Origin of the sequence: Kaistia terrae (assembly GCF_026344005.1) — a bacterium.
Lineage (GTDB): Bacteria > Pseudomonadota > Alphaproteobacteria > Rhizobiales > Kaistiaceae > Kaistia > Kaistia terrae.
This window is the reverse complement of the sequence record NZ_JAPKNH010000001.1, coordinates 589,084-615,473: the sequence shown is the minus strand read 5'-3', so window position 1 is coordinate 615,473 and position 26,390 is coordinate 589,084. Positions and strand designations below refer to the sequence as shown.

Sequence of the window (26,390 nt, the reverse complement as noted above, 5' to 3'; positions counted from 1 at the left end):
CACCGCAGCGGCTGACATGCGGTCGACCGAGCAGCCATCGGAATTGGTTTTCCAACGATGACGCATGCCTCGACTACACGAAGGACGCCCAGACCCTGGAACGCCCCGAGTACGTCGCTCAGACCGTCAGCGAGAGCGCGATAAGGCTGATCTGAACGCAGAGCGATCCCCAACGCGATGGCGTCTGATTAGAGTGTTGAGCTTGGTTGGAGGCGGGCCCGCCGTACGATCGCCTATAAAGCCTTCCAAAACAGCAGGATCATGATTGCGTAAGTCGCAACCAGCAGCCCGGCGCCGCGCAGCTCCACAAGAGTTCGCCCTGCCTTCGGTGGCGTGAGCCACCAGCTGAGCCGCTTGGCGGTCCACGGGACTAGATAGGAAGTGAGGATGACGCTGAACGCGTTGCCGATGAACAGGGCCACGGGGAAATCCAGCTTCAGGACGCCTGCCAGAATGGGCGTGCCCACCAGAAGGCCCCACAGGAAGACGACCGGATAGAGCGTCAGAAGAACGATCATGTTCATCTTCCACGCCGCGGGCGCCGGTGCCCCATCGGGTGTGGCATCGCGGAACCATTGCTCGAAGCCGCTATCCGCCATCCGCGTGTGGAACTCCGCCGTCAGCGGCGCCGCTTCGTCGACCAGTCGACGTCGCACAGGCGACTCGAGCCAGGCCTTCAGATTGGCTTCGCTGTCAAAACGCAGGATCGCGACATAGTCTTCCTGCACGCCCGGCACGGCCGGCTCGAAGCGATAGCCCTGCAAGCCTGCCGCCTTCGACTGCGCGGCGGCGATCTTCTGCTCCCATTTGCGGTATTCGGCCTCCATGCCGGGCTTCACCCGCGTGCTGATCACGGCGGAGACCGGCGCCGTGCGCGCCGCACCCGCATCGTCGCGCACGATATGGACGTCATCGCGACCCACGAGCATCGGGGCAGCGCCTTCGATGCGGGACTGCCGTTCGGACGAGCCCAGCCATCGCCTGGCATCGTCGAGATTGACGAAGCGCTGCAGGATCACCCAGTCGACCTGCAGCGGCGGGTGCGGCGGCATCAGCCGCTGCTCGATGAACCCCGGAAAGGCGGAGATTACCCGGCTGGTTTCACCCTGCCATTGAGCGAAGGCTTCCGCGCATTCGGGCCGAACGCAGGTTTGCGTGACGAGGCTGACGCTGGCTGCCGCATCGCTCATGGGGCAGCACTGAGTTTGGCGAACAGGCGATCAGGCAGGAAAGGCAGATGGGCGAACCTTACACCCGTGGCATCGGCCAGCGCATTCGAGACGGCCGGCGCCACCGGATTGATGCCGCACTCGCCCTGGGACTTCGCACCGAGAGGCCCGATCGTATCGGTCGTATCGGCGAAGAAGATGTCGGTGTGCGGCGTGTCGGCAAAGGTCGGGATGCGGCAATTGCGCAACTGCGGATTGACCATATGCCCGTCGGCGTCATGCACCATGTTCTCAACCAGCGCCCAGCCATACCCCATCGCAACGGCGCCATCGAGCTGGCCGCGGCACTGCATCGGGTTGATCGGCCGGCCGATATCGGCCGCATGCACGCTGTGCAACACGCGGATCTCGCCGGTCGTGCGATGCACGGCGAGACGTACACCCTGCACGTTGAAGGCGATCGTGCGCGGCGACAGATAGGCCCGGCGGCTCACCCAAAAGCGATGGTCGACCTTCGTCCCTTCCGCATGCAACTCGCGTAGCGAGATCCGGCGGCTGCCGCAGATGACGCCGTCATTGTCGAGGCGGCATTGATCGATCGGCACGCCAGCGTGGCGGCTCGCGAAGTCGAGGATGTCGGCCGACATCGCCTCGGCCGCCAGGTGAACCGCCTTGCCGCCGACCACGACGCCGGTGCTCGCAAACGTGCCCGTGTCGTAGGGTGTGCGATCCGTATCGGCGTTGATGATGTCGATGTCATCGGCGCGCGTACCCAGTATCGAGGCGGCGATCTGCTTGTGCGCCGTGGTGATGCCGTTGCCCATTTCGGTCGAACCGCAGGCGAGATGGTAGGTGCCGTTCGGCTGCAACCGCATTTCGGCACCCGAGCGATGCTCGGTCGGCGGCCCGCATTCCAGCATGGCCATTGCGATACCCTGGCCCTCGGCCCAATCCGCGCCGTCGGGCCTCGCGACGCCGTTGTCCTTCTTCAGCTCCCGCTCGACGATATCGAGACACTCCCCGATGCCGTAGCTGCCGAAGCTGGCGTCGCTGGGTTCCTTCCAGATCGATTCGATGTTGTCGCCAGGCCGAACCACGTTCATGCGACGCATCTCGAACGGATCGATGTCGAGCTGCCTTGCCAGTTCGTCGATCGCGCACTCCACCGCGAAGGTGGTCTGCGAGGCGCCATAGCCGCGAAACCCGCCGCCGGGCGTCATGTTGGTGTAGACGGCGTGGCCGATGCCCTTCTTGTTGGCGCAGCGATAGGCGGCGATCGGGCTCGCCATCGCAGCCGCCAGTGTTTCGCTGCCATGGCCGCCATAGGCGCCGGTGTTGGAGAACACCTCGACGTCGAGCGCCGTCAGCGTACCGTCCCGGCGCGCGCCGATCTTCACCCGTGTGGTCATCTGGTGGCGCGTCGTGGCGCCGATGAACTCATCCTCGCGGCTCCATTCCCACTTTACCGGGCGCCCGAGTTTCATCGTGGCGAACAGCACGAGATCTTCCGACACCAATTCCTGCTTGCCGCCGAAGCCGCCCCCGACACGCTCGGTGAACACATGCAGATCGAGGGGCGGAATCCCCATGATGTAGGCGAGCTTCTGCCGCGCGGCGAACGGCGCCTGCGAGCTTGTGCGGACATGCCAGCGGTTATCCTCACCCTTCCAGGCGATCGATCCATGCGTTTCCAGATGCACATGCTGCACGCGCGTGGTCGAATAGGTCTGCTCATGCACCAGGTCGGCCTCCGCGAAGCCCTCGGCGACGTCGCCGATTTCGCCCTGCAAGGTGCAGAAGATGTTGTCGTTCCCGGTTACCTGGTCCCTGTCATGCAGCAGCGGGGCTCCAGGCTGCACCGCCAGGACCGGGTCGAAGACGGCCGGCAGGATCTCATAGTCGACGGAGAGCGCCCGGCAGCCCGCCTCAGCCGCCGCCTCGGTCTCCGCAACCACGGCGGCGACGCGTTGGCCGACGAAACGCATGACGTCGTCGAGCAGGCGGATGTCGTCGGGGTCGACGAGATGGTCCTCGTGCAAGGCCGAGCTGAACAAGCGCCCCGGCACGTCTTCCCAAGTATACACGGCGACGACGCCCGGCACAGCGAGCGCCGCGCGGCGGTCGATGGAGACGATGCGCGCATGGGCATGGGGCGAGCGTAGAACCTTCAGGTGCAGGAGCCCTTCGACGGCAAGATCCATCGTGTAGCGCGCCGTGCCGGTCAGTATGGCGTCGGTGAACGGGTTAGGCAGGCTGGCTCCCAAGGCCTTGCCGGCCACGTCCACCTCGATGTTGCACGTGCCGTGCAGCGCGTCGTTTATCGATCGGTAGCCTGTGCAGCGGCAGAGGTTCCCCTTCAGCGCATGCGGCAGGTCACGCTTCTGCGCTTCGGTCAGCGTCACGGCCGTCATGATCATGCCGGCGGTGCAGAACCCGCATTGAAACGCCTGCGCATCGTGAAACGCCTGCTGCATCGGATGCAGTTCGCCGTCCGTGGCCAGGCCCTCGATCGTCGTGATCTCGCGGCCTTCGCCACGAAACGCCGGCACCAGGCAGGAGTGGAACGGCTTGCCGTCGATATGCACCGTGCAGGCGCCGCAGTCGCCCGCGTCGCAACCCTTCTTGACCCCGAATACCTCGAGATCGCGCAGAAGGGTGCGCAGGCACTGGCCGGCGGTCGGCTCTGCCTCGTAGTGACGGCCATTGACATGGAAATGGGTCATGCAAGCTCCGCGCGGATCTGTTCGGCGAGATAATGCGTGACGTGGCGCTTGTAGGAAGCCGACCCGTGCACGTCGTCGAAATAGGCGTCCGGTGGCAATCTAGCCTCCAGGGCCAGCCGCAGTTCTTCGGCCGTTGGGCAACTGGCGAAGCGCAACTGCACCGGCCGCGGCGTGGCGGCGGTGACCGTCAGCAGGAAGTCGGCGCCGCCATCCCCCACCGTGGCGATCAGGAGCGCGGCCGAACGGCCGAATTTCGTCAGCGACACCTGACGCATGGCCGACCTTTTCGAGAGTGCCGCCGCCGGCAGGTGGATCTGGCGGAGCAGTTCTCCCCGCTGCAGCACGTTGCGGTGGTTGCCGGTGACGAAGTCGACGACCGGCACCTCGCGCGGCTCGCCTTCGCGCGGCCACAGCGTGCAGACGCCGTCGAGGGCCGCCGTCAGCGAGATCATCGCGCCCGCAGGCAGCGACATGCAGACATTGCCGCCGATGGTCGCTGCATTCCAGATCTTGAACGACATCAGGAACGCGTCGATGGCCTGCCGGAACAATGGGACCGCACGCCAGTCCGCCGGGCCTTCGAAATCGTGCAGCTGCACGACCCGGCAGGTCGCGGCGATGTCGAGGCCGGCTTCCGTCACGGTCAGCGGCGCCCAGCCAAGGGCGTCGAGATCGATCAGCGTGTCGACCGCCACCTGCGGCTCCGAGAACAGCCAGGTGCCGCCGGCCAGCCAGGAGTATCCATCCCGCCAGCTACCGATTTCGTCAGCGGATCTCGGCCGTTTTACTTCGGTTACTGTGCCCAAATTCATGATCGTCTCCGCTCACGGCTGGTAGACTTCGACCGTCTGCATCATGCCCATCTCTTCATGGTTCATCATGTGGCAATGGACCATGTAGACGCCGGTGAAATCGAGGAAGCGGGAGCGGAACACGACCTCGCCGCCCTTGCGCTCGACGATCACCGTGTCGCGCCATTGCGGCACGGCCAGCGGCTTGCCGTTGATCGACACGACCTCGAACGGGTTGGTGTGGATATGGAAGACGTGATCGTCATGTTCATGGGTGTTGACGATCGTCCACTCCTCGACCGCGCCGAGCTCGACCCGATGGTCGATGCGGCGAGGATCGAATTTCTTGCCATCGATGAAGAAGCCGAACTCCTGCCAATGGCCGGCGGCGTCCGCCTCGGGCGCGGTGGCGGAAAAGACCACCGTGCGACGGTTGGTGATCTCGGCATCCCGGATGGATTCCAGCGGCTGCGGCGGCAATGCAGCCGGCAGTTTCATGTCCATGGGGTCGCCGGAGACCACGATCCGTGCCAGCGGGCCCGTGGGCGATGGATGCCCCTGGTCGTAGGGGGCTGCGTCGAGGGCATAGGTGCCGGCGGGACCGGCCTTCACCAGCACATCGACGCGCTGGCCCGGCGCGATGAGAAGCTGCTGGAAAGGCTCGACGACACCGAGCTGGATGCCGTCATAGGCGATCGCATGCAGGTCGTGTTTCTCGAGATCGAGCAGCATATCGTCCTGATAGCCGGCATTGAGGATGCGCCAGCGCTGCACCTCGCCGGGACGCATCGCGATCATCGGCCGCCTTTGCCCGTTGATCGCCAGAAAGCGCGTCGCCGTCTCCGGAAACAGCGTCTCGAAATCCTCGATCATGCCGCTCGCATCGTGCACCACCTGGCTCAGCACCAGCAGGCGCTCCCGCGCTTCGGTGATCTCCGGTACGTCCGCAAAATCGCCCTCGATGATGGCGGCGCCCACCATGCCGCTCGACATCTGCACATCGGCGCTGCCGTGGTGGTGGGGATGGTACCAGTAGGTGCCGCTTGTGTGATCGTCCGGCACCTCGATTTCAATGTCGTAGGTGTAGCCAGGCGCCATTGTGCGCATGACGTTGTCGGCGATGCCGCTCGGGCTGACATGCGCGCCGTGGAAGTGGAAATTGGTGTTGTTGAACTGATGCGGCCGGCTCATGTCGGCGGGCATCGCGTCGCGGTTCGGCGGCAAATCGTTGACGAGTTTGATGCGTAGCGTGTCACCGGGCTTCATGCGCAGGGTCGGTCCCGGGCTGCCGCCCTCGTAGGACCGGACATAAAGCCGGACGCCGCCGATCTGCCGATAGGCATAGCCAACCCGCAAGGTGGTGCTCAGCACGCCGTCGACGGACCGCCGCACCTCAGGCTCCACAAGCGGCTGATCCGTGGCGGGCACCATCTTGTCGGGTAACCTGCCCAGCGCAGGAGACATTTCCATGCTGCCGTGCTTGCTGTGATCGGCGTCCTGGGCCCTTGCGGCCCCTGCTGTAAGCAGAAATGCGCCGATCCCCATGCTGCTATCGAGCAATTGGCGCCGTGACAAGTTCTTGACGCTCGTCGCGGTGGCGACGGCACCATCATCCTCCAGATCCCGCTGCAATTAGATCCCCCCAATTGATCCGGCACCAGTATACTGCGATCGCAAACAGCCTAAATGAATTTCGTCGAAAATTGACTGTGAAATCGAGCAGTGTTCAAAGTACATCGTGCGCCCGCTAAACTACAATAGCTCTCGGAACGGATTTTCGGATCCGCTTTTGACGGCGCGCTCGTTGGTCAATTGAAGATGTGCACGGACGGCAAAAGCGGACGATCGGATATGGGGGGGGGCACTGAAGCAATTGCCCCGCAACGTTTGCGACTGCGAATGTTACATTTCATCCTCGCTCGGGATGAGTCGGAGGATGTAGCCTTGTCGGCCGATGGGCGGACTGGATTTCTCCGCGCGCTGGAGCCGCAATTCTTCACGGCGCTCCGGCGGCTCTCGCGGTGGTCCGAGGGAGACTATCGGCCGGACAGCCCCCCGAACAGTTCCCGCACCTCAGGCCGAAGCCAGCTAAACCGGCTCCAGGGGCCGATGGACGGGCCGTGCCGGCAGGATTGCGCCTTGCAGGAGGCGTCCTTCCACCGAGCGCAGTTCCAGGCTCCGCACGACCGGCTCGTCCTCCTCGATGCGACCTGCAGCCAGCACCATGACGCGACTGCAGAACAGGCGCACCAGCCGCAGGTCGTGGGTGATGAACAGCACAGCCATCTTCAGCGTCGACTGCAGCTCCTTAAGAAGCGCGATCATCTGCATCTGTAGCATGAGGTCGAGATTGGAGACTGCCTCGTCGAGGACGAGCAGCCGGGGTGATGGTGCGATGGCGCGGGCGATGCAAACGCGTTGCATCTGGCCGCCGCTCATCTGGGTGGGCAACTTGCGGGCGTCGGCCGGCGCGAGTCCGACCTGCATCAACAGCGAGCGGACCCTGCGGTCGCGCTCGTCCGCGCCGAGCGTCGTCAGGTGGCGCAGCGGTTCGGCGATGATGCGGCCGACCGTATGGCGCGGATTCACGGCGCCGAGCGAGTCCTGGAAGACGACCTGGACCGAGCGGCGATAGTGCCGGTAGGCCTCGCCCGAGAGGCCGCGCAGATCATGGCCATCGAAGGCGACGCTGCCACCGTCCGGCCGCTCGAAGCCGAGCAGCAGGCGTCCGAGCGTGCTCTTGCCCGAGCCGCTGCGGCCGAGCAGCGCGATGCTCTCGCCGGCCGCGATGTCGAGCGACACGTCGCGGAGCACGGTCTTCGGCGCCGATCGCCCGACCAGCGAATGGGTCGAGTAGACCTTCGAGAGCGACCGTGCGGACAGGATCGGGCTCATGCAACCTCCGGATAGAGCGACATGTGGGCTTCGACCAGTTCGCGGGTCGCTATGCGCTGCGGATTGTCAAAGATATCGCGGGTGGTCGCCCGCTCGATGATGCGGCCGTTCTCCATCACGGCCACTTCGTCGGCGAGCCGCGCCACCACGCCCATGTCGTGCGTGATCATGAGGACGCCGAGATTGCGGCGGCGGGCAAGCTCTTCGAGCAGGTCGAGGATGCGCGCCTGGACGATGAGGTCGAGGTCGGTGGTCGGCTCATCGGCGAAGAGGAAGGGCGCGTCCGACAGAAGCGCCAGGGCGATCATGGTCCGCTGCAGCATGCCGCCGCTCATCTCGAAAGGATGCAGCCCCAGCACCGTCTCGCCGTCCTCCAGCCCGACCGTCGCGAAGGCCTCAAGAGTCCGGCTGCGCCAGCCGGAGTCGAGCTTGCCGACCGCCCGCAGCGTCTCCTTGGCGTGGTTGGCCATGGTCAGGACCGGATTGAAGGCCGAGCGCGGGTTCTGCAGGATCGCCGCGACGACATGGCCGCGCAACTTCTCCGGCGCGATGGGACGGCCATCGTAGAGCACTTGCCCTCCTGTGACGCGCACGCCGGGCGGCAGCACGCCCTGCGCGCCGCTGCAGGTCATGGACTTGCCACATCCGCTGGAACCGACCAAGGCGAGGATCCGCCCGCGCCGGATCGTCAGGCTGATGCCGTCGACAAGCACATGGTCATGGTCGCCATGCCTGGCGGCGATGTGGAGGTTCTCGATGGTGAGCGTCCCGGTCAATGCTGGTGGTCTCCGTGCAGGCTCGGGTCGAGCCGGTCGCGCACCGCATCCCCCAGGATGTTGAACGCCATCACGCTGAGCAGAAGCGCGAGGCCGGGCCAGACAATCAGCATCGGGTTGGACCAGACGAACTGGCGGGCGTCGTTGATCATCACGCCCCATTCGGCGGTCGGCGTCTGGACGCCGAGCCCGAGGAAGGAGAGGCCCGCCACGTGCAACATCATGTGGCCGATGTCGAGCGTGGCGAGCACGATCATCTGCGCCATGATGGCCGGGAAGAGGTGCTCGAAGAATATGCGCACGCGGCCGGCGCCTGCGGCCCGCGCAGCGAGCACGAAGTCACGCTGCCGGAAGGAGAGAACCAGGCCGCGCACCATGCGGGCGTACCAGGCGAAGTGCGACAGCGCGATGGCGATGACGACGTTCCCCATGCCCGTGCCGAGGATGCCGATCAGGAACAGCGCGAGGACGATGGTCGGGAAGGCGAGGAAGATGTCGCAGAAGCGCATCACGGCCTGGTCGACGCGCCCGCCCAGATAGCCGGACGCGCCGCCAACCGCGATGGCGAGCGTCATGATCAGCACAATGCAGAGCGCTACCGAGCCCAGCGAAACCCGCGTTCCATAAATCAGCCGAGTGAGTTCGTCGCGGCCGAGATGATCAGTGCCGAGCCAATGTGCGAGGCTGGGGCCTTGGAGGCGCCGGGTCAGTTCGACCGCGTTGGGGTCGTAGGGGGCGACCAGTGGCGCGGCAATGGCGGCAATGGCGAGCAGGACGACGATGACGAGCGCGATGCGCACCAGCCATGTATCTCGAACCGGCAGGCGCCAGAGCGTGCGCCGGGGCGCGTGTTCATCGAGGCTGGCGAGGGTCACAGGGCTGCCTCCGCGTTCAGGCGGATGCGCGGGTCCAGCCACGCATAGAGGATATCGACCACCAGGTTGCAGAGGACGAAGATCGTCACCAGGAACAGGGTGAAGCACTGGATGACGGGGAAGTCGCGGCTGTAGATCGCAGTGACCGCATAGCGGCCAATGCCCGGCCAGCCGAACACGCTCTCGATCACCAGCGTGCCGCCCAGAAGTTCGCCGACATGCATGCCGGTCGCCGTCACGATGGGGAGCATGGCGTTGCGCAGGATGTGCGAGCGCTCGACCCGCCGGTCGGAGAGGCCGCGGAGCCGCGCATAGAGTACATGGCGGGCGCTCGCCGTCTCCAGCATGCTGGCGCGCAGCAGGCGCGCATTGATCGCCAGCGACATGAACGAGACCGCCAGCACGGGCATGATCATGTGTTGCCAGCCGCCCTTGCCCATCGGCGGCAGCCATTTGAGCGTCAGCGAAAACAGCAGCACAAGCAGGAAGCCGAGCCAGAAGCTCGGCGTGGAGACGCCGACGAAGGCGAAGCCGCGCACCAGGTGGTCGGGCCAGCGGTCCTTGTAACGCGCCGACCAGATGCCGAGCGGCACGGAAACGACCAGCGTGAACAGGAGCGCCACCCCGGCGAGCTGAAGCGTCGCCGGCAGGAAGTGCATGATGTCGTCGATGACCGGGCGTCGCGTGACATGCGAGACGCCGAAGTCGCCCTTCACCGCATTGCCGATCCAGCTTGCATATTGCGAGAGGATGGGCCGGTCGAGGCCGAGCGTGTGGCGTGCCTCCGCCACGGCGCTCGGCGTCGGCGGTATGTTCGAGAGCTTAAGATAAGCCACGGCAGGATCGCCGGGCGCCATCCGGATGATCACGAACATCAAGATGGAAACGCCAAGCAGGATGGGGATCAGAAGAAGCAACCTGCGGATGATGAAGCCGGCCATGGCGGGGCTCAGTCCTTCGGCTTCAGGTCGGCGAAGGGGTAGTCGAACGAGGTGGCGCCGAAGGTGAGATTGCCGACATTGTCCCGCGCGACCAGCATGGCCGTGGAATAGGTGAGCGGCAGGTACACGGCCTCGTCGTGTAGCCGTGTCAGGATGTCGGTATAGAGTTCCTGGCGCTTCGTCTCGTCGGTGCTGGTCAGCGCCTGGCCTATCTCGGCGTCGATCTTCGCCTTGTCTGGGAGGCCGAGTTGCGCCTGGTAGTCGGCGTGAGCGGGAACGCGCATCGAGCTGACGAAGGCGTGCGGGTCGTAGGGGGCGCCCCACGTGTTGCCGAAGATCATGCCGAAATTGCCGTCCGTCTGGCGCGCATAAAAGGCGTTGGCTTCCTCGCCCAGCAGCCGGGCCTCAATGCCGACCTTGGCCAGGTCGGCCTGCAGTACCTCGGCGACCGACTTCATCACCGCGTCCGTCCCGATATAGGCGAGGTCGATCTGCAGCGGCTGCCCATCCTTGGCGCGGAAGTCGGCACCCGGCGCGAGCGTCCACCCGGCCTTGTCGAGCAGGCTCGCCGCAAGTGCCGCGTCGAAGCCATAGGGCTTCAACCCCACATCGGAATAAGGCGCGGTCGGCGCGAACAGGGTGTCGGCGCGGGTCTGGGTGCCGTGATAGATCGTTGAAATAAGCGTGTCCTTGTCTATGGCGTGGTTGATCGCTTGGCGGACGGCAAGGTCGTTCGTCGGCGCCTTGTTGGTGTTGAGCGCGATAGCCTGCGTTCCGAGCGGCGGCGAGATCTCGCCCTGGTAGCCCTGGGCCTTGAGGCGGGCGAAGGTGTCAGGCGTGATAGGCCCCTCGTCGCCATAGATCAGGTCGATGTCGCCCGTCTCAAGCGCCACGGCGCGCGTGTTGCTGTCGGCGATGACCTTGACGACGATCTTCTCGTAGGCCGGCTTCTGACCCCAATAGCTGTCGTTGCGCTCGAACACGTCATATTCGCCGAGCCGCGTTTCGACGAGCTTCCAAGGCCCGGTGCCAATGGGCGCCTTTACGCCTTCCTCGGTGTTGCCGGAGGCCGGAAGCTGCGACGGCGCGAGGAAACGGACGGGCCGAACCAGCGCCAGTTCCTGCAGTAGCGGGTAATACGGATCCTTCAGCTGCAGCTCGACCGTGAAATCGGCCAGCGCCTTGACCGAATGGAACTGGCTGATGAGTTCCAGCCAGTCATGACTCTTCCGGTTGGCCATGACGGTTTCGAGGTTGGCGACGACGGCGGCCGCGTCGAACGTCTCGCCGTTCGAGAAGGTGACGTCATCACGCAGCTTGAAGGTGTAGGTCCGGCCATCCTCGGACGTGGTCCAGGAGGCGGCAAGCCACGGAGCCACGGTGCCGTCGGGCTGATACTTCACCAGCGACTCGTAGACCATACCCTGCGCGAACATCTGGCTCGGCGCGTAGGCGTGCGGGTTGAGAGGTCCGACATTGGCTGGCCATGAGAAATTCAGTGTCTGCGCGACGACACCCGATGCGGGCGCGATAGTCGCCGCAATCCCGAGCAGCGCCCCGACCAGAACTCCACGCATCGATCAACCCCCGAGTGATTTTCGCATCGAGTACAAGGCTAGGAGGTGGGATCGTATGATGTCTAGTCAAAAAGCTCATACTCACAGACTCCTCTTGGATGAGCCCGAATTTCCAACCCCGTCTGGCAACCGGAGGAGGCGATCGTCGCGGCGACAAAGCTCTGGATGCGGCGCTACTGCGTCTGCTGCCGAGCGTGAGGCGAGCGCTGGCATATCCACGATGGATCGGCGCCCCCATGCTCGCCGCTTTCATCCGGCTCAGTGCGCATCGAAAACTGCGTTCAGCGTTGCTGAAACCATGGCGATGGCGAGCCCCGGCCAGACCATCAGCAGTGGATGATCGAAGAGGAACATGCGGTATTCAAATAGCATCGCCCCCCAATCCGGCCTGGACGGATCGGCGCCGAGGCCGAGGAAGGCGAGCGCCGCATAGGCGGTGACGGCTAGACCCGCATTGGCTCCGATATGCGCAAACAACACGGGCGCCATGTTCGGCACCACATGGCGCACCACAAGTCCGGATCCGCCAACCCCCATGGCTCGTGCAGCCTGCACGAACGGTTCGGCCAGGAGCCGTCGCGCCAGGGCGTGGGCGAAGAGCGTGTAGGGCCCGATGCCCGCCAGCCCCATTGCCACGCCGGCCGTAACCGGATTGAGACCGAACACGGCCGCCGCCGTCAGAGCGACGACCAGCGTGGGCACGACAATAAACATCTCGCCCGCTCGCAGGATCAATGCACCCCGCCAGCCTTCCAGCATGGCCGCAGCAACGCCGAACACCGTGCCGCCGACCATGCCAATCGCCGCGACGCAGCCAAGCACTGCGACCGTCCGCCATCCCCCGATCATCAGGCGGGCAAGAACGTCGCGGCCGAGTTGATCCGTGCCGAGCCAGTGATCCAGCGACGGCGGCGCGAAACGCAGGGAGAGATCAATCGCGTCTGGGTCATGGGGCTGCCATACAGCGCCGATCAGCATCAAGCCGATAAGCAGCAACGCGAGTGTAGAGACCGTCCGTCTCATGCTGGACGCGGCCCGAGCCAGCCGAGGCAGAGCGCGACTCCGGCATTGAGAACGAGAAGCCAGGCCGCCACGACCATCACATACGCCTGCAGGACCGGGTAATCGCGCGCCGCGATGCTCTCGACGAGGAATTGGCCGATGCCAGGAAGACCGAACAGCACCTCCAGCGCGGCCGTGCTGCCAACGGCCCAGCTTGCCTCGGCCCGAAAGGCAGAGATCATGGCGTAGAGGGCGTGGGCGTGGCCATGGCGCCAGAGCGCGGCAGAACGGGTCAGGCCCTTGGCGAGCGCCGTGCGGAAGAAGGGCTGCCGGGTCACTTCAAGCAGGTCGCGGCGATAGACTCGGGTCAGCACGGCGAGGGAATGCAGCGCGATCAACGCCACGGGCAGGATCAGCCCGGTCCAGTCGCGCGTGAAAGGACGGATCCAGCGGAGTTGCACACCTAGGACATAGAGCAGGATCAGGCCGAGCCAGATCGACGGCACGGCCTGGATGAAGACCGCGAGGCCGCGTGTCGCGCGGTCGATCAATCCGCTTGGACGCAGCGCGGCAAAAAAGCCGAGCGGCACGGCGAGAAGTGGCGCGAGCGCCAGCCCGGAGAGCGCCATCGTCATGGTGAGCGGCAGGCGCTGCAGGAATTCGGCGAGTACTGGCTCGCCAGTACGGAACGAGATGCCCCAATCGCCGCGAACGAAGCGCGCCAGCCAGGAGCCGTAGCGCTCGATGAACGGCCGGTCGAGCTCCCACTGAGCGCGCAAGCCCGCGACGGTGGCGCCATCCGACGGCAGGTTCCAGGCCCGGATCGCGATGGCGACGGGGTCGGACGGCATCGCCGATATGACCGCGAACGCCAGGAGAGAGATCACCAGCAAGCTGGTGACCGTCCTCAGCGTGATCCGGGCGGGAAGCGTCAAAGGCGTCGCACTCAGTTCGCCTCGCCGATGTCGGCGCGCAGCACATGGTAGTCGGAGCCCCAGGGCTCGTAGCCGGAAAGCGCCTTCGACAGGCCGACATGCCAGACTGGCGACAGCAGGAAGGAGACCGGCGCGTCCTCGAACAGCTTCTGCTGTGCGTGGGCGGCAATGTCGGCCCGCTTCGCCGGATCGCTCTCGGTTGCGAAGCCGTCGAGGATGGCGTCGAAATCGGGACTGGAATAGCCCGTGAAGTTCAGCCCGGCGCCTGTCCTGAACGTGCTGTTAAGGAAGAAGGCCGGGTCCCCGCTCGGTGCCGTATGCTGGGCCCAGAGGAAAACGTCATAGTCGCCCGAAGCGGCGACGTCGTTGGCATTCTCGACGATCTTCGTCTCCACCGCGATGCCGAGCGGAGCGAGCTGCGCCTTGACCACAGGCAACATGGCAACGAGGTCTGGGCGCTGCGGATAGGCGAGAACGGTCAGTTCCAGCGGCGCGCCTTCCTTCGAGCGCTTGCCATCGACGCCAGTCGTCCAACCCGCTGCGTCCAGCAACGCCGCAGCCTTCGCGGCGTCGGTCGGCCGCGTTTCCTTGCCTGCGAAAGGGAAATACGGAGCATAAGCCCCAGTCGCCGGCAGGCCGCCATTGATGGCGGTGGCGAGCTGGCTGCGGTCGATGGCGAGATCGATGGCGCGGCGGACCCTGGCATCGGTCAGAGCGGGCTTCCGGGTGTTCAGATAGGCGAGATATTGGTAGCCGACCGGAAACGACTTGATGGCAAGGTCCGGATCCTTCTTCAGCCGCGCAATGCTCTCGGCCGGCAGACCGAAGGCAAGGTCGAGTTCCCCGGCTTCGAGGGCGAGTGTCAACGCCTGCGCATCGCCGAATTTGCGGTAGGTGATGGGGCTGCGCTTCTCCGCGCCGTCGAAATGCGGATTGGCGACGAGCTCGATCTCCGCATCCGGCTTAAAGGATTGGACGGCATAGGGACCGCTGAACACGGCGCTGCCATCCGCCTTGAGGCCATAGACGATCAACGGCCACTCGGCGAACAGTGCCTGGATGAGGGGCACTGGCCGCTCGGTCGTAACTTTGATTGTCAGGGGATCCTCGGCCTGGAACGCAAGCTTGCCTCCGGTGGCGAGCGCCGCCTTGTTGTTCGCCGTCGTATGCGCCAGCCCGGCGCTGACGGCTTCGGCCGATACTGGCGCTCCATCGGAGAATTGGCGGCCCGGCTTGAGCCTGACCCGCCATGTCAGTTTGTCGACGCGCTCGGCACTCGCGGCAAGCTCCGGAACGAGCACGCCGTCCTTATCGACCGAAAACAGGTTCTCGCCGATACCGTGGCTGGCCAATGCCCAGCCGTTCGAGCCCTTGGTGGGATCAAGCCCGCTGGCAATGAACGAGGCGCCGACCCGCAACGGATCGGCCGCATGAGCGACGGTTGCGAAACCAGCCACTGACGCGAGCAGCACCGCAGACGTCCGCAAGGCGCGAAGCATGGTCTTCATGAGAAGGTCTTTCTGAAATGGGAGAATAGGGACTAAGAGCGCAGCAACTGTTTGCGGCCGGTCGGCTCATAGGCGAGCGCGGCGACAATGCGGCCACCCAGCAGGTGCTCATCGATGATGCAGTCGATGCCGGCCTCGGTGACGCCGCCGTAGTAGGTCCCTTCGGGAAACACCTGCAGCACTGGCGCGAGATTGCAGGGACCGAGGCAGGTCGACTTGGCGGTCATCACGCCATCGCCGACGTTGCGCAGCTTGCGGCGCTCCTGCTCGCTGCGGAGATGGCCCCAGATCACGTCGGCGCCCGCCGCGTTGCAAGGGCCACCTTGGCAGACCAGGACGCGACGCTTCTGCGCAGGGACCAGCGATGCGTCGGGCAGCGGCCTGTCGGGCATGGCCATGGTAGGCTGCGTCGAACAGCCGTCGATCAGCGCACCGACGAGGTCATGCAGCCCTGGCGACTCTTCCGGTGGCGCGGAAATGCGGATCGGCGGCCAGACGCCGGGGGCATCCCGCAGCCAGCGCTGCAGCGTCCGGCCCAGCCAGAGACGGAAGCTTGGCTCGAGCGGGATCAACAGCGGCACGATGACGATCTCGCGAAAACCGGCATCGCGAAGCTCCAGCATCACATCGCGCAGGGCGGGCGTACCCTGTTCGGAGAACGCGAAGACGACATGCTCGTCGGAACCACGCTGTCGCTGGATGCGCTCGGTCAGACGCTGCATTTCCTGCATCGGTGCCGCCGCGAAGGCAGACTTTGCCAGCAACAGGACAGCACGCCCAGGCGGCTTCGAGCCCGAAGGCTTGGCTTTGAGATCCAGCATGTCCGAGTCCCCGCGGAACGGGCGAAGCGTCGGAAAAGGACGAATGATTGGATAGACGGCGCAAACGCCCGTCGAGACCAGCCAACCGTTCCTTCAGGACACCCCGCCCAAGGAATTGCAACCGGTCAGGGCAGGTCTCCTGGCTCGCGGGTCGTCACCCAGGTTCGGCCTTCCCGAAGCTTCGGCTTCAGTGGCACTCGTTGGACCTGGACTCGCCGCTTACAGTTGCGGGGGCAGCTCCGGTATTGCCTGCCAGAAGCAGACGCACCTAATTCCCTCTTAGCCCCAGCGCCGCTTCGACGGACCGGAGAACCATGACGGAGGCAGTGGTAGGGAACCCGTCCGGACGCGTCAAGCAAGACGTGCCGCAAGCCATGCTGCACAGGCTCAAGATCCAAACGACGCAGGTCAGACGCGACCCGCTTGGCGCCCACATCAACGACGTGCAGGAACCATCGAAGACGCATGAGGCAATCGCCCGGGCCAAGACCGGGATCCAGCACTGCCAGTCTCGATCCAGCACCAAGTCGCTGCGGCGACCTACCCTTCAACCCTGACACGTTGGACTGTTCGGAACGTCGTGCCCCCTGCTCCGCCACCGCGCCAAGAGGGAGTCCATGGCTTCGGCGTTCGCCTAAATTAAAAAGGCGACCAAAATTATAGACTAAATCGTCTGTAGGTTTTTTCTTCTCCCTGCGACCCCGCTTCCAGCAAGGAAAGTCCTCGTGGCGTGGCAATCGGGATAGTCTCGACCTCGTTTTTCATAGGTCGCTCATGCTGCAATGTGCGCATGAACTACGCGACCGCGATCCTCCGACAACGCCAGATTCGTGAACGCGTGGCTCCGCCTTATCGCGTGAAGACTCATGCCCGCGAACCACTGCCGTTCGGCGGCGCGCCGCGTGTTGCCTATCCAGCAAACTAACGTCCCCCATGGAGAAAACCATGTCCCTTGCCGCAGTCTATGACCACACGGCGATCCCCGACAACTTCCAGCCCCATGTGGAAACCGCGGCCTTCAAGAACTCCATGCGGTTTCTGGCGGGCGCCGTCAGTGTCATCACAGTGGGACAAGGGCCTGAACTGACGGGCTTCACCGCGACGTCGGTTTCCTCGCTTTCGGCAGATCAGCCGTCGATCATCGTCTCGCTCAACCGTTCCTCGTCCTCCTGGCCGGCAATCCAGCGCTACCAGAGTTTTTGCGTGAACGTGCTGGCCGACGACCAGCAGCATGTCGCGGACAACTTTGCCGGCCGAGGGGGCGTCAAGGGGCCTGACCGCTATGAGGGCGCGTCGTGGCAGAAGCTTGCCACCGGCAGCCTCGCCCTTGTCGACGCACTGACCGCGCTTGATTGCGAACTGGAAGAGGCGATCGAACGCCATTCCCATTCGATCCTGATCGGAAGGGTGCGCGCCATCACCACACGCGCGGAAGCCCAGCCCCTGCTCTACTGGCACGGCGGCTATCGCCAATTGTCAAACCAGACAGCGCCGACAGGCGGCCGCTAAGGGCTGAAGGCGAGCGTCATCGCTTTCATTACGCCGACATTGCAAATGCGGCCGCAAGCGGAGCCGATGGAGGTATCCGCGTGAGCCCTCCTGTCGCGCAGCACAATCGCCATCGATTGCGTCTGACTAGCCACGGCAGTGACGCCTGCCGCGAGCCCCCCTGTCGGCGAGACTGCGAAAATAACGCAACGGCCATTCAAGTTTTTTCTATTGATCACCTTAAATATAAAACGCGCTTTCTTTCCTAAATATTATCGATAATCACAATGTTTGCACGAATAGATGTTCATATCTATTTGAATATTTCCCGATTCATCGACCCTATTCAATGAGACTATCTGCGCCTTGAACGTCTTTGCGCGTTCCTGAACGCAGATAGCGCCTCCATAAGAAGCTAATGAAAACCATGCGCCTGAAATTCAACGCCTCCTCGCTCGCCCTCGTCGCGATCGCCATGCTGTCGACCAGCGCCTTCGCAGCGGACGATGCCGTCAAGATCGGCCTGGTGACGCGAACCGACAGCAATCCCTTCTTCGTCAAGCTGCGCGAGGATGCGCAGGCCTATGCCAAGACGGCCGGCGCCGAGATCGTCGCCATCACTGGCAAGACGCATGACGACGCCGCCGGCCAGGTCGCCGCGATCGAGGATCTGACGGCGCTCGGCGTCAAGGGCATCCTGGTGACGCCGAGCGACGCCGAGGCGCTGAACGACGCCATCGCCAAGGCCCGCGCCGCCGGCATTCTGGTGATCGCGCTCGATGGCCGCGTCTCGCCCGACAGCGCCGTCGACGCCACCTTCGCCACCGACAACCTGCAGGCCGGCGTGCTGCAGGGCCAGTGGGTCCGCGCCGCGCTCGGCGATACCGCGCCGCGTGTCGCGCTGGTCGACGGCACGCGCGGCACCGTCTCGACGCGCGAGCGCCATGACGGCTTCCTGAAAGGTTTCGGCCTCCAGGAGGGTGCGCCCGAGATCATCGCCCAGCAGAACATCTCCAACCAGGCGGAAGCCCAGACGGCGCTGGAGAACTTCTTCCAGAAGGATCCTACCATCAACGCCGTCTACACCGTCTATGAGCCGGCGGCGGTCTCCGCCCATGCCGTGACCTCCGCCCTCGGCCTCGCCGGCAAGGTCGCGATCGGCTCGATCGACGGCAGCTGCGACGGCATCAAGGCGGTGGCCGATGGCCAGGTCGGCGCCACCGTGGTCCAGTTCCCCGGCAAGATGGCCGAGCTCGGCGTGCAGGCGATCGTCGACTACGCCAAGACCGGCACCAAGCCGAGCGGCTTCATCGACAGTGGCGCCGTGCTGGTGACCGACAAGCCGTTCGAAGGCATCGCCTCGCAGAACTCCGCCTGGGGCCTGAAGAATTGCTGGTAGTCCCCGCCCGCCCGGACGTGGCGGCGAAGGCAGATGAAAGCCGGCTGGCCGCGTGGGGAAAATCCCTGCGCGGTCATCCGCTTGTCGGGCCCGCCCTGGCGCTGCTCCTACTGATCATCGTCTTCTCCTTCGCCTCCGACCGTTTTCTCACGGCAACCAACGTCTCGCTCGTGCTGCAGCAAACCCTGGTGCTGGGTATGCTGGCGCTCGGGCAGACGTTGATCATCCTGACCGCTGGCGTCGATCTGGCGCTGGGTGCGATCACCGTGCTGGCCACCATCCTGGCTGCCAAGCTCGCAGTCGGCGGCGTGCCGGAAGAACTGGCGCTGTTGTTGGCCGTGACGCTCGCCATCACCGCCTCGACGCTGAACGGCTGGCTGGTGGCAAAAGTTCGACTGCCGCCTTTCATCGTCACGCTCGGCGCCTTCACCGTGCTGACGGCCGTCTCCTATCTGCTCTCCGGCTCGCGCAGCCAGACGATCCCGAAGGGTTTTCTGACCCTGCTCGGCCAGGGCGTCAGCATCGGCGGCGTGTTTGTCAGCTGGGGCATCCCGACCCTCCTCGCCGCCTATGCCCTTTTCGCCCACATCCTCGGCAACACCGCCTGGGGCAAGCACATCTATGCCGTCGGCGACAATCCCGACGCGGCGCGGGTCGCCGGTGTCCGGGTCGAGCGCACGCTGATCGGCGTCTATGCAGTCGCCGGCCTGCTCTACGGCGTCGGCGCCTGGCTTTCGCTGGGACGGATTCCAAGCGCCGATCCGAACGCCATGGCGAACATCGCGCTGCAAAGCATCACCGCCGTCGTCCTTGGCGGCACCAGCTTCTTTGGCGGACGCGGCAAGGTGCTCGGCACCCTGATCGGCGCGCTCATCGTCGGCGTGCTGCGCAACGGGCTGACGCTGGCCGGCATCGACAGCCTGTTCCAGGACATCATCACCGGCATCCTGATCGTTGCCACCGTTTCGCTCGACCAGTATTCGCGCCGGAGATCGACGTGAGCCGGGAAATCGACATGACCAGCAGCCCCGCGATCCCCGCCGGAACCATCCTTGCCGCGCGCGCCCTGACCAAGACCTATGGCGCCGTCGAGGCGATGCGCGGGGCCGATTTCGATCTGCGCCAGGGCGAGATTCTTGCCGTGGTCGGCGACAATGGCGCCGGCAAATCGACGCTGATCAAGTCGCTGACCGGAGCGACGGTGCCCGATTCCGGCCAGATCTATATCGACGGAATTCCGGTGCGGCTCACCGATCCGACCCAGATCCTAGGCGCCGGCATCGGTGTCGTGCATCAGGATCTCGCGCTCTCCGGCGAACTCGATCTGGTCAGCAACCTGTTTCTCGGGCGCGAGATCCGCAAACCCTCCTTCAGCGGCCGCGTCCTACGGACGCTCGATCGCGCGGCGATGGCGAACGTCGCCGGCGAGCAGCTGGCGCGACTGGGCCTCGGCAATGTCTCGCTGACAACGCCGGTGCGAAAGCTTTCCGGCGGCCAGCGACAGGCGGTCGCGATCGCACGCGGCATGGCGTTTGGCGCGCGCGTGCTGGTGCTGGACGAGCCGACGGCAGCGCTCGGCGTGCGGGAAACGGCGGTTGTCATCGACTTGATCCGCCGCATTCGCGACAATGGCGTCAGCGTCGCGCTGATCAGCCACAACCTGCCGCAGGTGCTGGAGATCGCCGACCGCATCCACATCCATCGGCACGGACGCCGGGCCGCCGTCGTCGCGCCGGCGGAGACGACCCTGCGCGAGGTCGTCGGCGTCATGACGGGGATCGACGAGATCGCCGCCTGAGCCGACCGACCACATTTAGGGAGCGAGACACCGAAATCGACGTCTCGCCCACACTTCACCCTGTGATGCCGTGGGCGATTTGGGCGGCGACAAATTCGGCATGGCGGGTCACTTCCAGCAACCCCATCAACTCCCCGAAAGTTCCACGCGCCAGAGGTCCTGCAACATAGAGCCCGGCCACCGGCAAGCCGGCCGCATCGAGAGCGAGGGCGTCGCGATTAACGGATAATCCCAATCCGAACTCGTCGAGGTGCACGAGCCCTGCAGCATGCAGGGAGGCGACCGCCAGATTCTCGTTCACGACCGCCGCATGGGCCGGACCAGTCGCGACGACGACCGCATCATAGCGCTCGCGAAGGACGGTACGCTTCGAGCGTGGGCGGATATCGATGGCAAAGGATCGAGCCTCACGGCTCGCCGCCACCACGGAGCCGGCCAGGATCTCGAGCTTCCCTCCGGCAATCCGCCTTTCGAGCACGGATTCGACCTGCGGCGCGATACGGAAACGGTGAATGTCCCAGAGGACCCGCAGGTGCCTGACGAAACGCCGGCGCTCCACCGGCGTAAGCCCCGCCCAGATGGCCCCACCCTGATTGCGCAACGCGTCGAAGACCGGGTGCCAGCTTTCGCCGACCTCATGGCCCGCCTTCAACTCGGCTCGGACATGCGCCAGCAGATCCAGCGCGGTTCGGGCGGGCGCCGTGGTGAAATCTCCGCGCGGGTCGGCAGGCACAGGAGCGTGCCCTTTCGAACGCAGGCCGTGGCGAGACAGGGACGTGATCGGCCCGGTATGCCCGCGCACGTCAAGGGCGGCGGCGATGTCCGCCGACGTCAGGCCGTTGCCGACGATCAGGACCCGGTCCTTTGGTCCGACGTCAACGATCGCATCCGGGGCATAGGCGTTGGCAATGAACCCCTTCCGGCCGATCAGCGACTGCAAGGGCCCCGGCACGGACGGCGCGGGATGCGTTGTGGTGAGCACGACGACATCGACAGTGAGCGCGGTTCCGTCTTCCAAGCTTATCCGGAAGCGCTTTCCCTGTCTTTCAATGGCGGTGGCGCGGGTCTGGCTGTGACGGATCAAGCCCTCTCCAACCAGCGGCAGAAGCGTCGCGTCGACATAGAAGCCGAATATGCGACGTTGCGGGAAGACCTGGCCTTCGGCAGTCTCCGCATCCTTGTCCGCCGCCCCCGTGCGGTCGAGCCATTCCGCGAAATGGCCCGGCTGTTCCGAGATCAGGCTCATCTTGGCCGCGGGAACATTGATCCGATGTGCGGCGTCAACCGTGGAATAAGCGAGGCCGGCGCCGAGCAGCGAGCGCGGTTCGACGACGGTGATCAGCCCCAATCCAGGCAAGCGGCTTGCCGCGAGATGGTACGCCACTGCCGCCCCGGTAAAGCCACCACCGACAACAGCGACTGTCGGCGGCTTTCTGCGGCCCGTCATGAACAGGCACTCATCGGGCTGCAGGCCGATGATCGCCGGCGATTGTTTCGCCGAACGGACCGGTGTTCACGGCGTTGCTACGCGACGGGATCGGGTGATCGAGCGGCAGGTTCGGAAGCACCAGTTCGCCGAAGCGATAGGCTTCTTCCAGATGCGGATAGCCGGAGAAGATGAAGGTATCGATGCCGAGGCGCCGATATTCGTCAATGCGCTCCGCTACCGTATCGGGGTCGCCGACAAGCGCCGTGCCGGCGCCGCCACGAACGAGACCGACGCCGGCCCAGAGATTGGGCGACACTTCCAGCTTGTCGCGTCGGCCACCATGCAGCCGGCTCATCCGGGCCTGCCCTTCTGAATCCATCCGCGCAAACACCTTCTGCGCCGCGGCAATTGTATCATCATCGAGATATCGGATCAGGTCGTCGGCTGCCGCCCAGGCCTTCTCGGTGGTTTCGCGGACAATCACATGCAAGCGAATGCCGAAGCTGACATCCCGCCCCTTCGCCTCGGCGAGACGCCGCACCGTGTCGAGCTTCTGCGCCACCTGCGCCGGCGGCTCGCCCCAGGTCAGGTATTTGTCGATCTGCTCGGCCGCCACATCGTTCGCCTCGACCGACGACCCGCCGAAATAGAGCGGCGGATAGGGCGTCTGGACGGGCGGAAACAGCAGGCGGCCGTCCTCGATATGGAAATGCGGCCCCTCATGCTCGACCGTCTCGCCGCGCAGAACCGCCTTGTAGATATCGAGGAACTCGCGAGTGACGGCGTAGCGATCGGCATGGCTCAGGAAAATGCCATCACCCTTGTTTTCCTGCGGATCACCACCGGTCACAACATTGATGAGCAGCCGGCCGCCCGAAATCCGGTCGAGCGTTGCCGTCATGCGCGCAGCAAGCGTCGGTGACTGCAGGCCCGGCCGCACCGCCACCAGGAAGCGCAGGCGCTGGGTCAAGGGCGTAAGAGCCGATGCGATGACCCAGCTATCCTCGCAACTGCGCCCCGTCGGCAGCAGCGCCCCGTAGAATCCGAGTGAGTCCGCCGCCTGTGCGATCTGGGTCAGATAGGGCAGATCGACTGACCTCCCTCCAACCGCCGTGCCGAGATAGCGACTGTCCCCATGGGTGGGAAGGAACCAGAGAACCTTGATGCGCTCGGGAACGTCCGCACTCATGTATATCTCCAATACAAATACTATTATTTAGGCCTTTCCAATTTTCTGAAAAGACACGGTAACTTATTGGTCGTCATATCGAAATAAAAGGAAACAATTGTCAAATATCTATTAAATATAGAAATTCGATGTCTTCTCGCAAACGTCTTCGGCGGCGAAATTTGACAGCAATGCGCGCAGGCTCGCTCGGCGCGTCGATGTCCATCCAGTCAGGATTTCCGCATGTCGCTCACCGCCACATCCGCCCTATCGGACGCCTCGCCAGCGAAACGGATCGAAAGCGATCAGGAAGCGCTGGACGTTGCCCGCGCGCTTGCCACCGAATTTGCGCCCGGCGCGTCGCAGCGCGACCGCGACCGGCAATTGCCCTGGGCCGAACTGGAAGCACTCGCCGCGTCCGGCCTGCTCGCCATCACGGTCCCGCGCGAATATGGCGGCATCGACGTCTCGGCATCGACCTTGGGCGAGGTGTCGGCGATCCTGGCCGAGGCAGACAGCTCAATCGGCCAGATCCCGCAGAACCATTTCTACATTCTCGAGGCGCTACGCGTCGACGGCACGGAGGCGCAGAAGCGCTTCTTCTTCGAGCGCGCCCTGGCAGGCGACCAGTTCGGCAACGCGCTGTCGGAAATCGGCACCAAGACGGTGTCTCAGCTCAACACCACGATCACGCCGGACGGCGACGGCCATCGCATCAACGGACGCAAATATTATTCGACCGGTGTGCTGTTCGCCGATTGGATCGTCGTGTTCGCCAACGACCCGGCCGGAAAGATCACCATGTCCTTCCTGCCGCACGACACGGAAGGGCTGACGCTCGTCGACGACTGGAGCGGCTTTGGCCAGCGCACGACGGGCAGCGGAACCACCATCATCGACAATGTCCGCGTCGAGGCCGAGAGCGTCGTCGAGCACCATCAGGGCTTCGCCCGCCCGACCACGATCGGCTCGCTCGGGCAGGTCATCCATGCCGGCATCGATCTTGGTATCGCGCGCGCCGCTTTCGCGGAAACGTTGGATTTCGTGCGCAACCGGGCTCGCCCCTGGAGCGATGCCGGCGTCGATCGCGCCTCGGACGATCCGCTGACCATCTCGATCGTCGGCAGCCTGGCGATCCGCCTCGATGCCGCGACCGCGCTGCTGGCCGAATCCGGTCGGTTGGTCGACATCGCCCGCCATTCGCTGGCCGAACCCGACGTGATCGCCGCCACCATCGCGGTGGCTGGCGCCAAGGTTCTGACCACGGAAGTGGCGCTAGCTGCCACCAACACGCTGTTCGAACTCTCCGGCACGCGCTCGACGCTGATCGAGGAAAACCTCGATCGCCACTGGCGCAACGCCCGCACCCATACGCTACACGACCCCGTGCGCTGGAAGTACCACGTCGTCGGCAATTGGGTGCTCAACCAGGTTGCGCCGCCGCGCAACGGCGCCCTGTAGGAGGCATTTTCATGACCCGCGAAATCCGCCTCAACGCCTTCGACATGAACTGCGTCGGCCATCAATCGCCCGGCCTCTGGCGCCATCCGCGAGACAAATCCGCGAATTACAAGGACCTGGACTACTGGGTGAATCTGGCGAAAACGCTGGAACGCGGCAAGATCGACGGCCTGTTCATCGCCGACGTGCTCGGCGTCTACGACGTCTATGGCGGCAACACGGAATCGGCATTGCGCAATTCGGCGCAGGTGCCCGTCAACGATCCGCTGCAGCTGATCCCGACCATGGCCCACCTCACTGAAAACCTCGGTTTCGGGCTGACCGCGTCGCTCTCCTTCGAGCATCCCTACACCTTTGCACGCCGCCTTTCGACGCTCGACCACCTGACCAAGGGCCGGGTCGGCTGGAACATCGTCACCTCCTATCTGAACTCCGGTGCGCTCAATATCGGCATGCCGGCGCAGACCCGGCATGACGACCGCTACGACCTCGCCGAGGACTATCTCGCCGTCTGCTACAAGCTGTGGGAGGGAAGCTGGGAGGAAGGCGCTGTCGTCCGCGACCGCGAGGCCGGCATCTTCACCCACCCCGACAAGGTGCACCCGATCCGGCATGATGGCCCGTTTTTCAAGGTGCCCGGCATCCATCTGAGCGAGCCGTCGCCGCAGCGGACGCCCGTGCTCTATCAGGCCGGCGCTTCCAGCCGCGGCAAGGATTTTGCCGGCGCCAACGCCGAATGCGTCTTCGTCGCCGCGCCATCCAAGGCGGTGCTGAAGAAGTACGTTTCCAATGTCCGCGAGGCAGCCGCACGCGCCGGTCGCAACCCGCGCGATGTGCTGGTCTTCAACCTGCAGACGGTCATCGTCGGCGAGACCGATGCCGAGGCGAAGCGCAAGTTCGACGAATACCGCCGCTACGTTTCCTATGAGGGCGCGCTGACCCTGATCTCGGGCTGGACCGGCATCGATTTCAGCCAGTTCCAGCCCGACGAAGTGTTACGCCACCGCAAGACCGACGCGGTGCAATCCGCCGTCGAGACCTTCACCACCATTGACCCCGGCAAGGAGTGGACGGTGCGCGAAATGGCGGAATGGGTGGGCATTGGCGGCTTCGGCCCACTCTTCGTCGGCTCGCCGGAGACCGTCGCCGACCTGTTGCAGGAATGGGTCGAGGATACCGATGTCGACGGCTTCAACCTCGCCTATGCGGTGACGCCGGAAACCTTCGAGGATGTCGTGGACCTGCTGGTGCCGGAGTTGCAGAAGCGCGGCGTGTTCAAGACGGAATACCGTCCTGGCACGCTGCGCGAGAAGCTGTTTGGCAAGGGGCCGCGACTCGCGGCACCCCATCCCGGCACGCGCTATCGCGACCTCGCCGCTCTCGCGGAGCCGGCCGTTCTGAACCTTTAGGGCGGATAGACCCCGCTCCGCCATCATCCTGAGGTGCTTCGCGTCAGCGAAGCCTCGAAGGAGGATCCAGCGGGCAATCCGACTTGAACGGGACGTCACAAAGGCGAGGAGTCGACGGTTCACTGAACCCGCCTTCGAGGCCCGGCTTTGCCGGGCACCTCAGAATGATGACCGAGGGTTTCCATCGGCCGGTAACTGAGGCTGGCCTGCGGTTCCGCTGCGCTC

21 protein-coding genes and 1 riboswitch are annotated in these 26,390 nt (G+C 64.7%); of the genes, 6 read left to right on the top strand and 15 right to left on the bottom strand.

Features of this window, described 5'->3' with window-relative positions; translation table 11 throughout:
* Window positions 1-233: 233 nt before the first annotated feature.
* The 13 genes from OSH12_RS02825 to OSH12_RS02765 all read right to left on the bottom strand — a co-directional run bounded on the left by OSH12_RS02825 (window position 234) and on the right by OSH12_RS02765 (window position 16,013).
* Entirely contained in the window at window positions 234-1,190 is a 957-nt protein-coding gene (locus OSH12_RS02825; RefSeq protein ID WP_266341979.1) for an antibiotic biosynthesis monooxygenase, read from the bottom strand.
* Window positions 1,187-3,892: a molybdopterin-dependent oxidoreductase gene (locus OSH12_RS02820; RefSeq protein ID WP_266341978.1), complete on the bottom strand. Its 2,706-nt coding sequence runs from the start codon at window positions 3,890-3,892 to the stop codon at window positions 1,187-1,189. Before OSH12_RS02820 ends, OSH12_RS02825 begins: the two co-directional genes overlap by 4 nt.
* Window positions 3,889-4,704 (bottom strand): FAD binding domain-containing protein, encoded by an 816-nt coding sequence (locus tag OSH12_RS02815; protein ID WP_266341977.1) that lies wholly within the window; start codon window positions 4,702-4,704, stop codon window positions 3,889-3,891. Before OSH12_RS02815 ends, OSH12_RS02820 begins: the two co-directional genes overlap by 4 nt.
* Window positions 4,705-4,716: 12 nt before the next feature.
* Window positions 4,717-6,075, bottom strand: a complete 1,359-nt coding sequence (locus tag OSH12_RS02810) for a multicopper oxidase family protein (protein ID WP_266341976.1) — start codon at window positions 6,073-6,075, stop codon at window positions 4,717-4,719.
* 696 nt (window positions 6,076-6,771) lie between these two features.
* Window positions 6,772-7,578, bottom strand: coding sequence for a nickel import ATP-binding protein NikE (nikE, locus tag OSH12_RS02805; protein WP_266341975.1), 807 nt, complete (start codon window positions 7,576-7,578; stop codon window positions 6,772-6,774).
* Entirely contained in the window at window positions 7,575-8,354 is a 780-nt protein-coding gene (locus tag OSH12_RS02800; RefSeq protein ID WP_380223812.1) for a nickel import ATP-binding protein NikD, read from the bottom strand. The genes nikE and OSH12_RS02800 overlap by 4 nt, the downstream gene beginning before the upstream one ends.
* Window positions 8,351-9,229 carry a nickel ABC transporter permease subunit NikC gene (nikC, locus tag OSH12_RS02795; protein WP_380223814.1) on the bottom strand — a complete coding sequence of 293 codons (879 nt, stop codon included), beginning with the start codon at window positions 9,227-9,229 and terminating at the stop codon, window positions 8,351-8,353. The genes OSH12_RS02800 and nikC overlap by 4 nt, the downstream gene beginning before the upstream one ends.
* The gene (nikB, locus tag OSH12_RS02790; RefSeq protein ID WP_266341974.1) at window positions 9,226-10,170 is read right to left on the bottom strand and encodes a nickel ABC transporter permease subunit NikB; all 945 of its coding nucleotides are present in this window, start codon (window positions 10,168-10,170) and stop codon (window positions 9,226-9,228) included. Before nikB ends, nikC begins: the two co-directional genes overlap by 4 nt.
* 8 nt (window positions 10,171-10,178) lie before the next feature.
* Window positions 10,179-11,747: a nickel ABC transporter substrate-binding protein gene (gene nikA / locus OSH12_RS02785; protein WP_266341973.1), complete on the bottom strand. Its 1,569-nt coding sequence runs from the start codon at window positions 11,745-11,747 to the stop codon at window positions 10,179-10,181.
* 258 nt (window positions 11,748-12,005) lie between these two features.
* Window positions 12,006-12,725, bottom strand: coding sequence for an ABC transporter permease (locus OSH12_RS02780; RefSeq protein WP_266342434.1), 720 nt, complete (start codon window positions 12,723-12,725; stop codon window positions 12,006-12,008).
* Between the two features lie 41 nt (window positions 12,726-12,766).
* Window positions 12,767-13,684: an ABC transporter permease gene (locus OSH12_RS02775; RefSeq protein ID WP_266341972.1), complete on the bottom strand. Its 918-nt coding sequence runs from the start codon at window positions 13,682-13,684 to the stop codon at window positions 12,767-12,769.
* 11 nt (window positions 13,685-13,695) lie between these two features.
* The gene (locus tag OSH12_RS02770; RefSeq protein WP_266341971.1) at window positions 13,696-15,192 is read right to left on the bottom strand and encodes an ABC transporter substrate-binding protein; all 1,497 of its coding nucleotides are present in this window, start codon (window positions 15,190-15,192) and stop codon (window positions 13,696-13,698) included.
* 32 nt (window positions 15,193-15,224) lie between these two features.
* A complete protein-coding gene (locus OSH12_RS02765; protein ID WP_266341970.1) occupies window positions 15,225-16,013 on the bottom strand; it encodes a (2Fe-2S) ferredoxin domain-containing protein in 789 nt (262 codons plus the stop codon).
* 112 nt (window positions 16,014-16,125) lie between these two features.
* Window positions 16,126-16,345, bottom strand: a riboswitch (cobalamin riboswitch).
* A 613-nt stretch (window positions 16,346-16,958) separates the two neighbouring features.
* On the opposite strand from OSH12_RS02765, the gene OSH12_RS02760 reads away from it, so the two are divergent.
* The 4 genes from OSH12_RS02760 to OSH12_RS02745 all read left to right on the top strand — a co-directional run bounded on the left by OSH12_RS02760 (window position 16,959) and on the right by OSH12_RS02745 (window position 20,698).
* Complete coding sequence (locus tag OSH12_RS02760; RefSeq protein WP_380223820.1) at window positions 16,959-17,522, top strand: flavin reductase family protein; 564 nt, start codon at window positions 16,959-16,961, stop codon at window positions 17,520-17,522.
* 397 nt (window positions 17,523-17,919) lie between these two features.
* Entirely contained in the window at window positions 17,920-18,900 is a 981-nt protein-coding gene (locus tag OSH12_RS02755; protein ID WP_266341969.1) for a substrate-binding domain-containing protein, read from the top strand.
* Entirely contained in the window at window positions 18,891-19,901 is a 1,011-nt protein-coding gene (locus OSH12_RS02750; protein ID WP_266341968.1) for an ABC transporter permease, read from the top strand. The genes OSH12_RS02755 and OSH12_RS02750 overlap by 10 nt, the downstream gene beginning before the upstream one ends.
* Before the next feature lie 14 nt (window positions 19,902-19,915).
* On the top strand, window positions 19,916-20,698 hold the full coding sequence (locus OSH12_RS02745) for an ATP-binding cassette domain-containing protein (protein ID WP_266341967.1): 783 nt from the start codon (window positions 19,916-19,918) through the stop codon (window positions 20,696-20,698).
* Window positions 20,699-20,753: 55 nt separating this feature from the next.
* Here OSH12_RS02745 and OSH12_RS02740 read toward each other — a convergent pair whose 3' ends face one another.
* The gene (locus OSH12_RS02740; protein ID WP_266341966.1) at window positions 20,754-22,145 is read right to left on the bottom strand and encodes an FAD/NAD(P)-binding protein; all 1,392 of its coding nucleotides are present in this window, start codon (window positions 22,143-22,145) and stop codon (window positions 20,754-20,756) included.
* A 10-nt stretch (window positions 22,146-22,155) separates the two neighbouring features.
* Window positions 22,156-23,316 (bottom strand): FMNH2-dependent alkanesulfonate monooxygenase, encoded by a 1,161-nt coding sequence (ssuD, locus tag OSH12_RS02735; protein WP_266341965.1) that lies wholly within the window; start codon window positions 23,314-23,316, stop codon window positions 22,156-22,158.
* Between the two features lie 222 nt (window positions 23,317-23,538).
* Here ssuD and OSH12_RS02730 point away from each other — a divergent pair, with 222 nt between their 5' ends.
* Together OSH12_RS02730 and OSH12_RS02725 are read left to right on the top strand one after the other, a co-directional pair.
* The gene (locus tag OSH12_RS02730) at window positions 23,539-24,756 is read left to right on the top strand and encodes an SfnB family sulfur acquisition oxidoreductase (protein WP_266341964.1); all 1,218 of its coding nucleotides are present in this window, start codon (window positions 23,539-23,541) and stop codon (window positions 24,754-24,756) included.
* A gap of 11 nt (window positions 24,757-24,767) precedes the next feature.
* Window positions 24,768-26,165: an LLM class flavin-dependent oxidoreductase gene (locus OSH12_RS02725; RefSeq protein WP_266341963.1), complete on the top strand. Its 1,398-nt coding sequence runs from the start codon at window positions 24,768-24,770 to the stop codon at window positions 26,163-26,165.
* The last annotated feature ends 225 nt before the right edge of the window (window positions 26,166-26,390 follow it).

Bases quoted from the DNA above. Each gene is read 5' to 3' on its own strand.
- OSH12_RS02825 (WP_266341979.1), bottom strand. From the start codon at position 1,190: ATGAGCGATGCGGCAGCCAGCGTCAGCCTCGTCACGCAAACCTGCGTT.
- OSH12_RS02820 (WP_266341978.1), bottom strand. From the start codon at position 3,892: ATGACCCATTTCCATGTCAATGGCCGTCACTACGAGGCAGAGCCGACC.
- OSH12_RS02815 (WP_266341977.1), bottom strand. From the start codon at position 4,704: ATGAATTTGGGCACAGTAACCGAAGTAAAACGGCCGAGATCCGCTGAC.
- nikE (WP_266341975.1), bottom strand. From the start codon at position 7,578: ATGAGCCCGATCCTGTCCGCACGGTCGCTCTCGAAGGTCTACTCGACC.
- nikB (WP_266341974.1), bottom strand. From the start codon at position 10,170: ATGGCCGGCTTCATCATCCGCAGGTTGCTTCTTCTGATCCCCATCCTG.
- nikA (WP_266341973.1), bottom strand. From the start codon at position 11,747: ATGCGTGGAGTTCTGGTCGGGGCGCTGCTCGGGATTGCGGCGACTATC.
- OSH12_RS02780 (WP_266342434.1), bottom strand. From the start codon at position 12,725: ATGCTGATCGGCGCTGTATGGCAGCCCCATGACCCAGACGCGATTGAT.
- OSH12_RS02770 (WP_266341971.1), bottom strand. From the start codon at position 15,192: ATGAAGACCATGCTTCGCGCCTTGCGGACGTCTGCGGTGCTGCTCGCG.
- OSH12_RS02765 (WP_266341970.1), bottom strand. From the start codon at position 16,013: ATGCTGGATCTCAAAGCCAAGCCTTCGGGCTCGAAGCCGCCTGGGCGT.
- OSH12_RS02760 (WP_380223820.1), top strand. From the start codon at position 16,959: ATGTCCCTTGCCGCAGTCTATGACCACACGGCGATCCCCGACAACTTC.
- OSH12_RS02755 (WP_266341969.1), top strand. From the start codon at position 17,920: ATGAAAACCATGCGCCTGAAATTCAACGCCTCCTCGCTCGCCCTCGTC.
- OSH12_RS02745 (WP_266341967.1), top strand. From the start codon at position 19,916: ATGACCAGCAGCCCCGCGATCCCCGCCGGAACCATCCTTGCCGCGCGC.
- OSH12_RS02740 (WP_266341966.1), bottom strand. From the start codon at position 22,145: ATGACGGGCCGCAGAAAGCCGCCGACAGTCGCTGTTGTCGGTGGTGGC.
- ssuD (WP_266341965.1), bottom strand. From the start codon at position 23,316: ATGAGTGCGGACGTTCCCGAGCGCATCAAGGTTCTCTGGTTCCTTCCC.
- OSH12_RS02730 (WP_266341964.1), top strand. From the start codon at position 23,539: ATGTCGCTCACCGCCACATCCGCCCTATCGGACGCCTCGCCAGCGAAA.
- OSH12_RS02725 (WP_266341963.1), top strand. From the start codon at position 24,768: ATGACCCGCGAAATCCGCCTCAACGCCTTCGACATGAACTGCGTCGGC.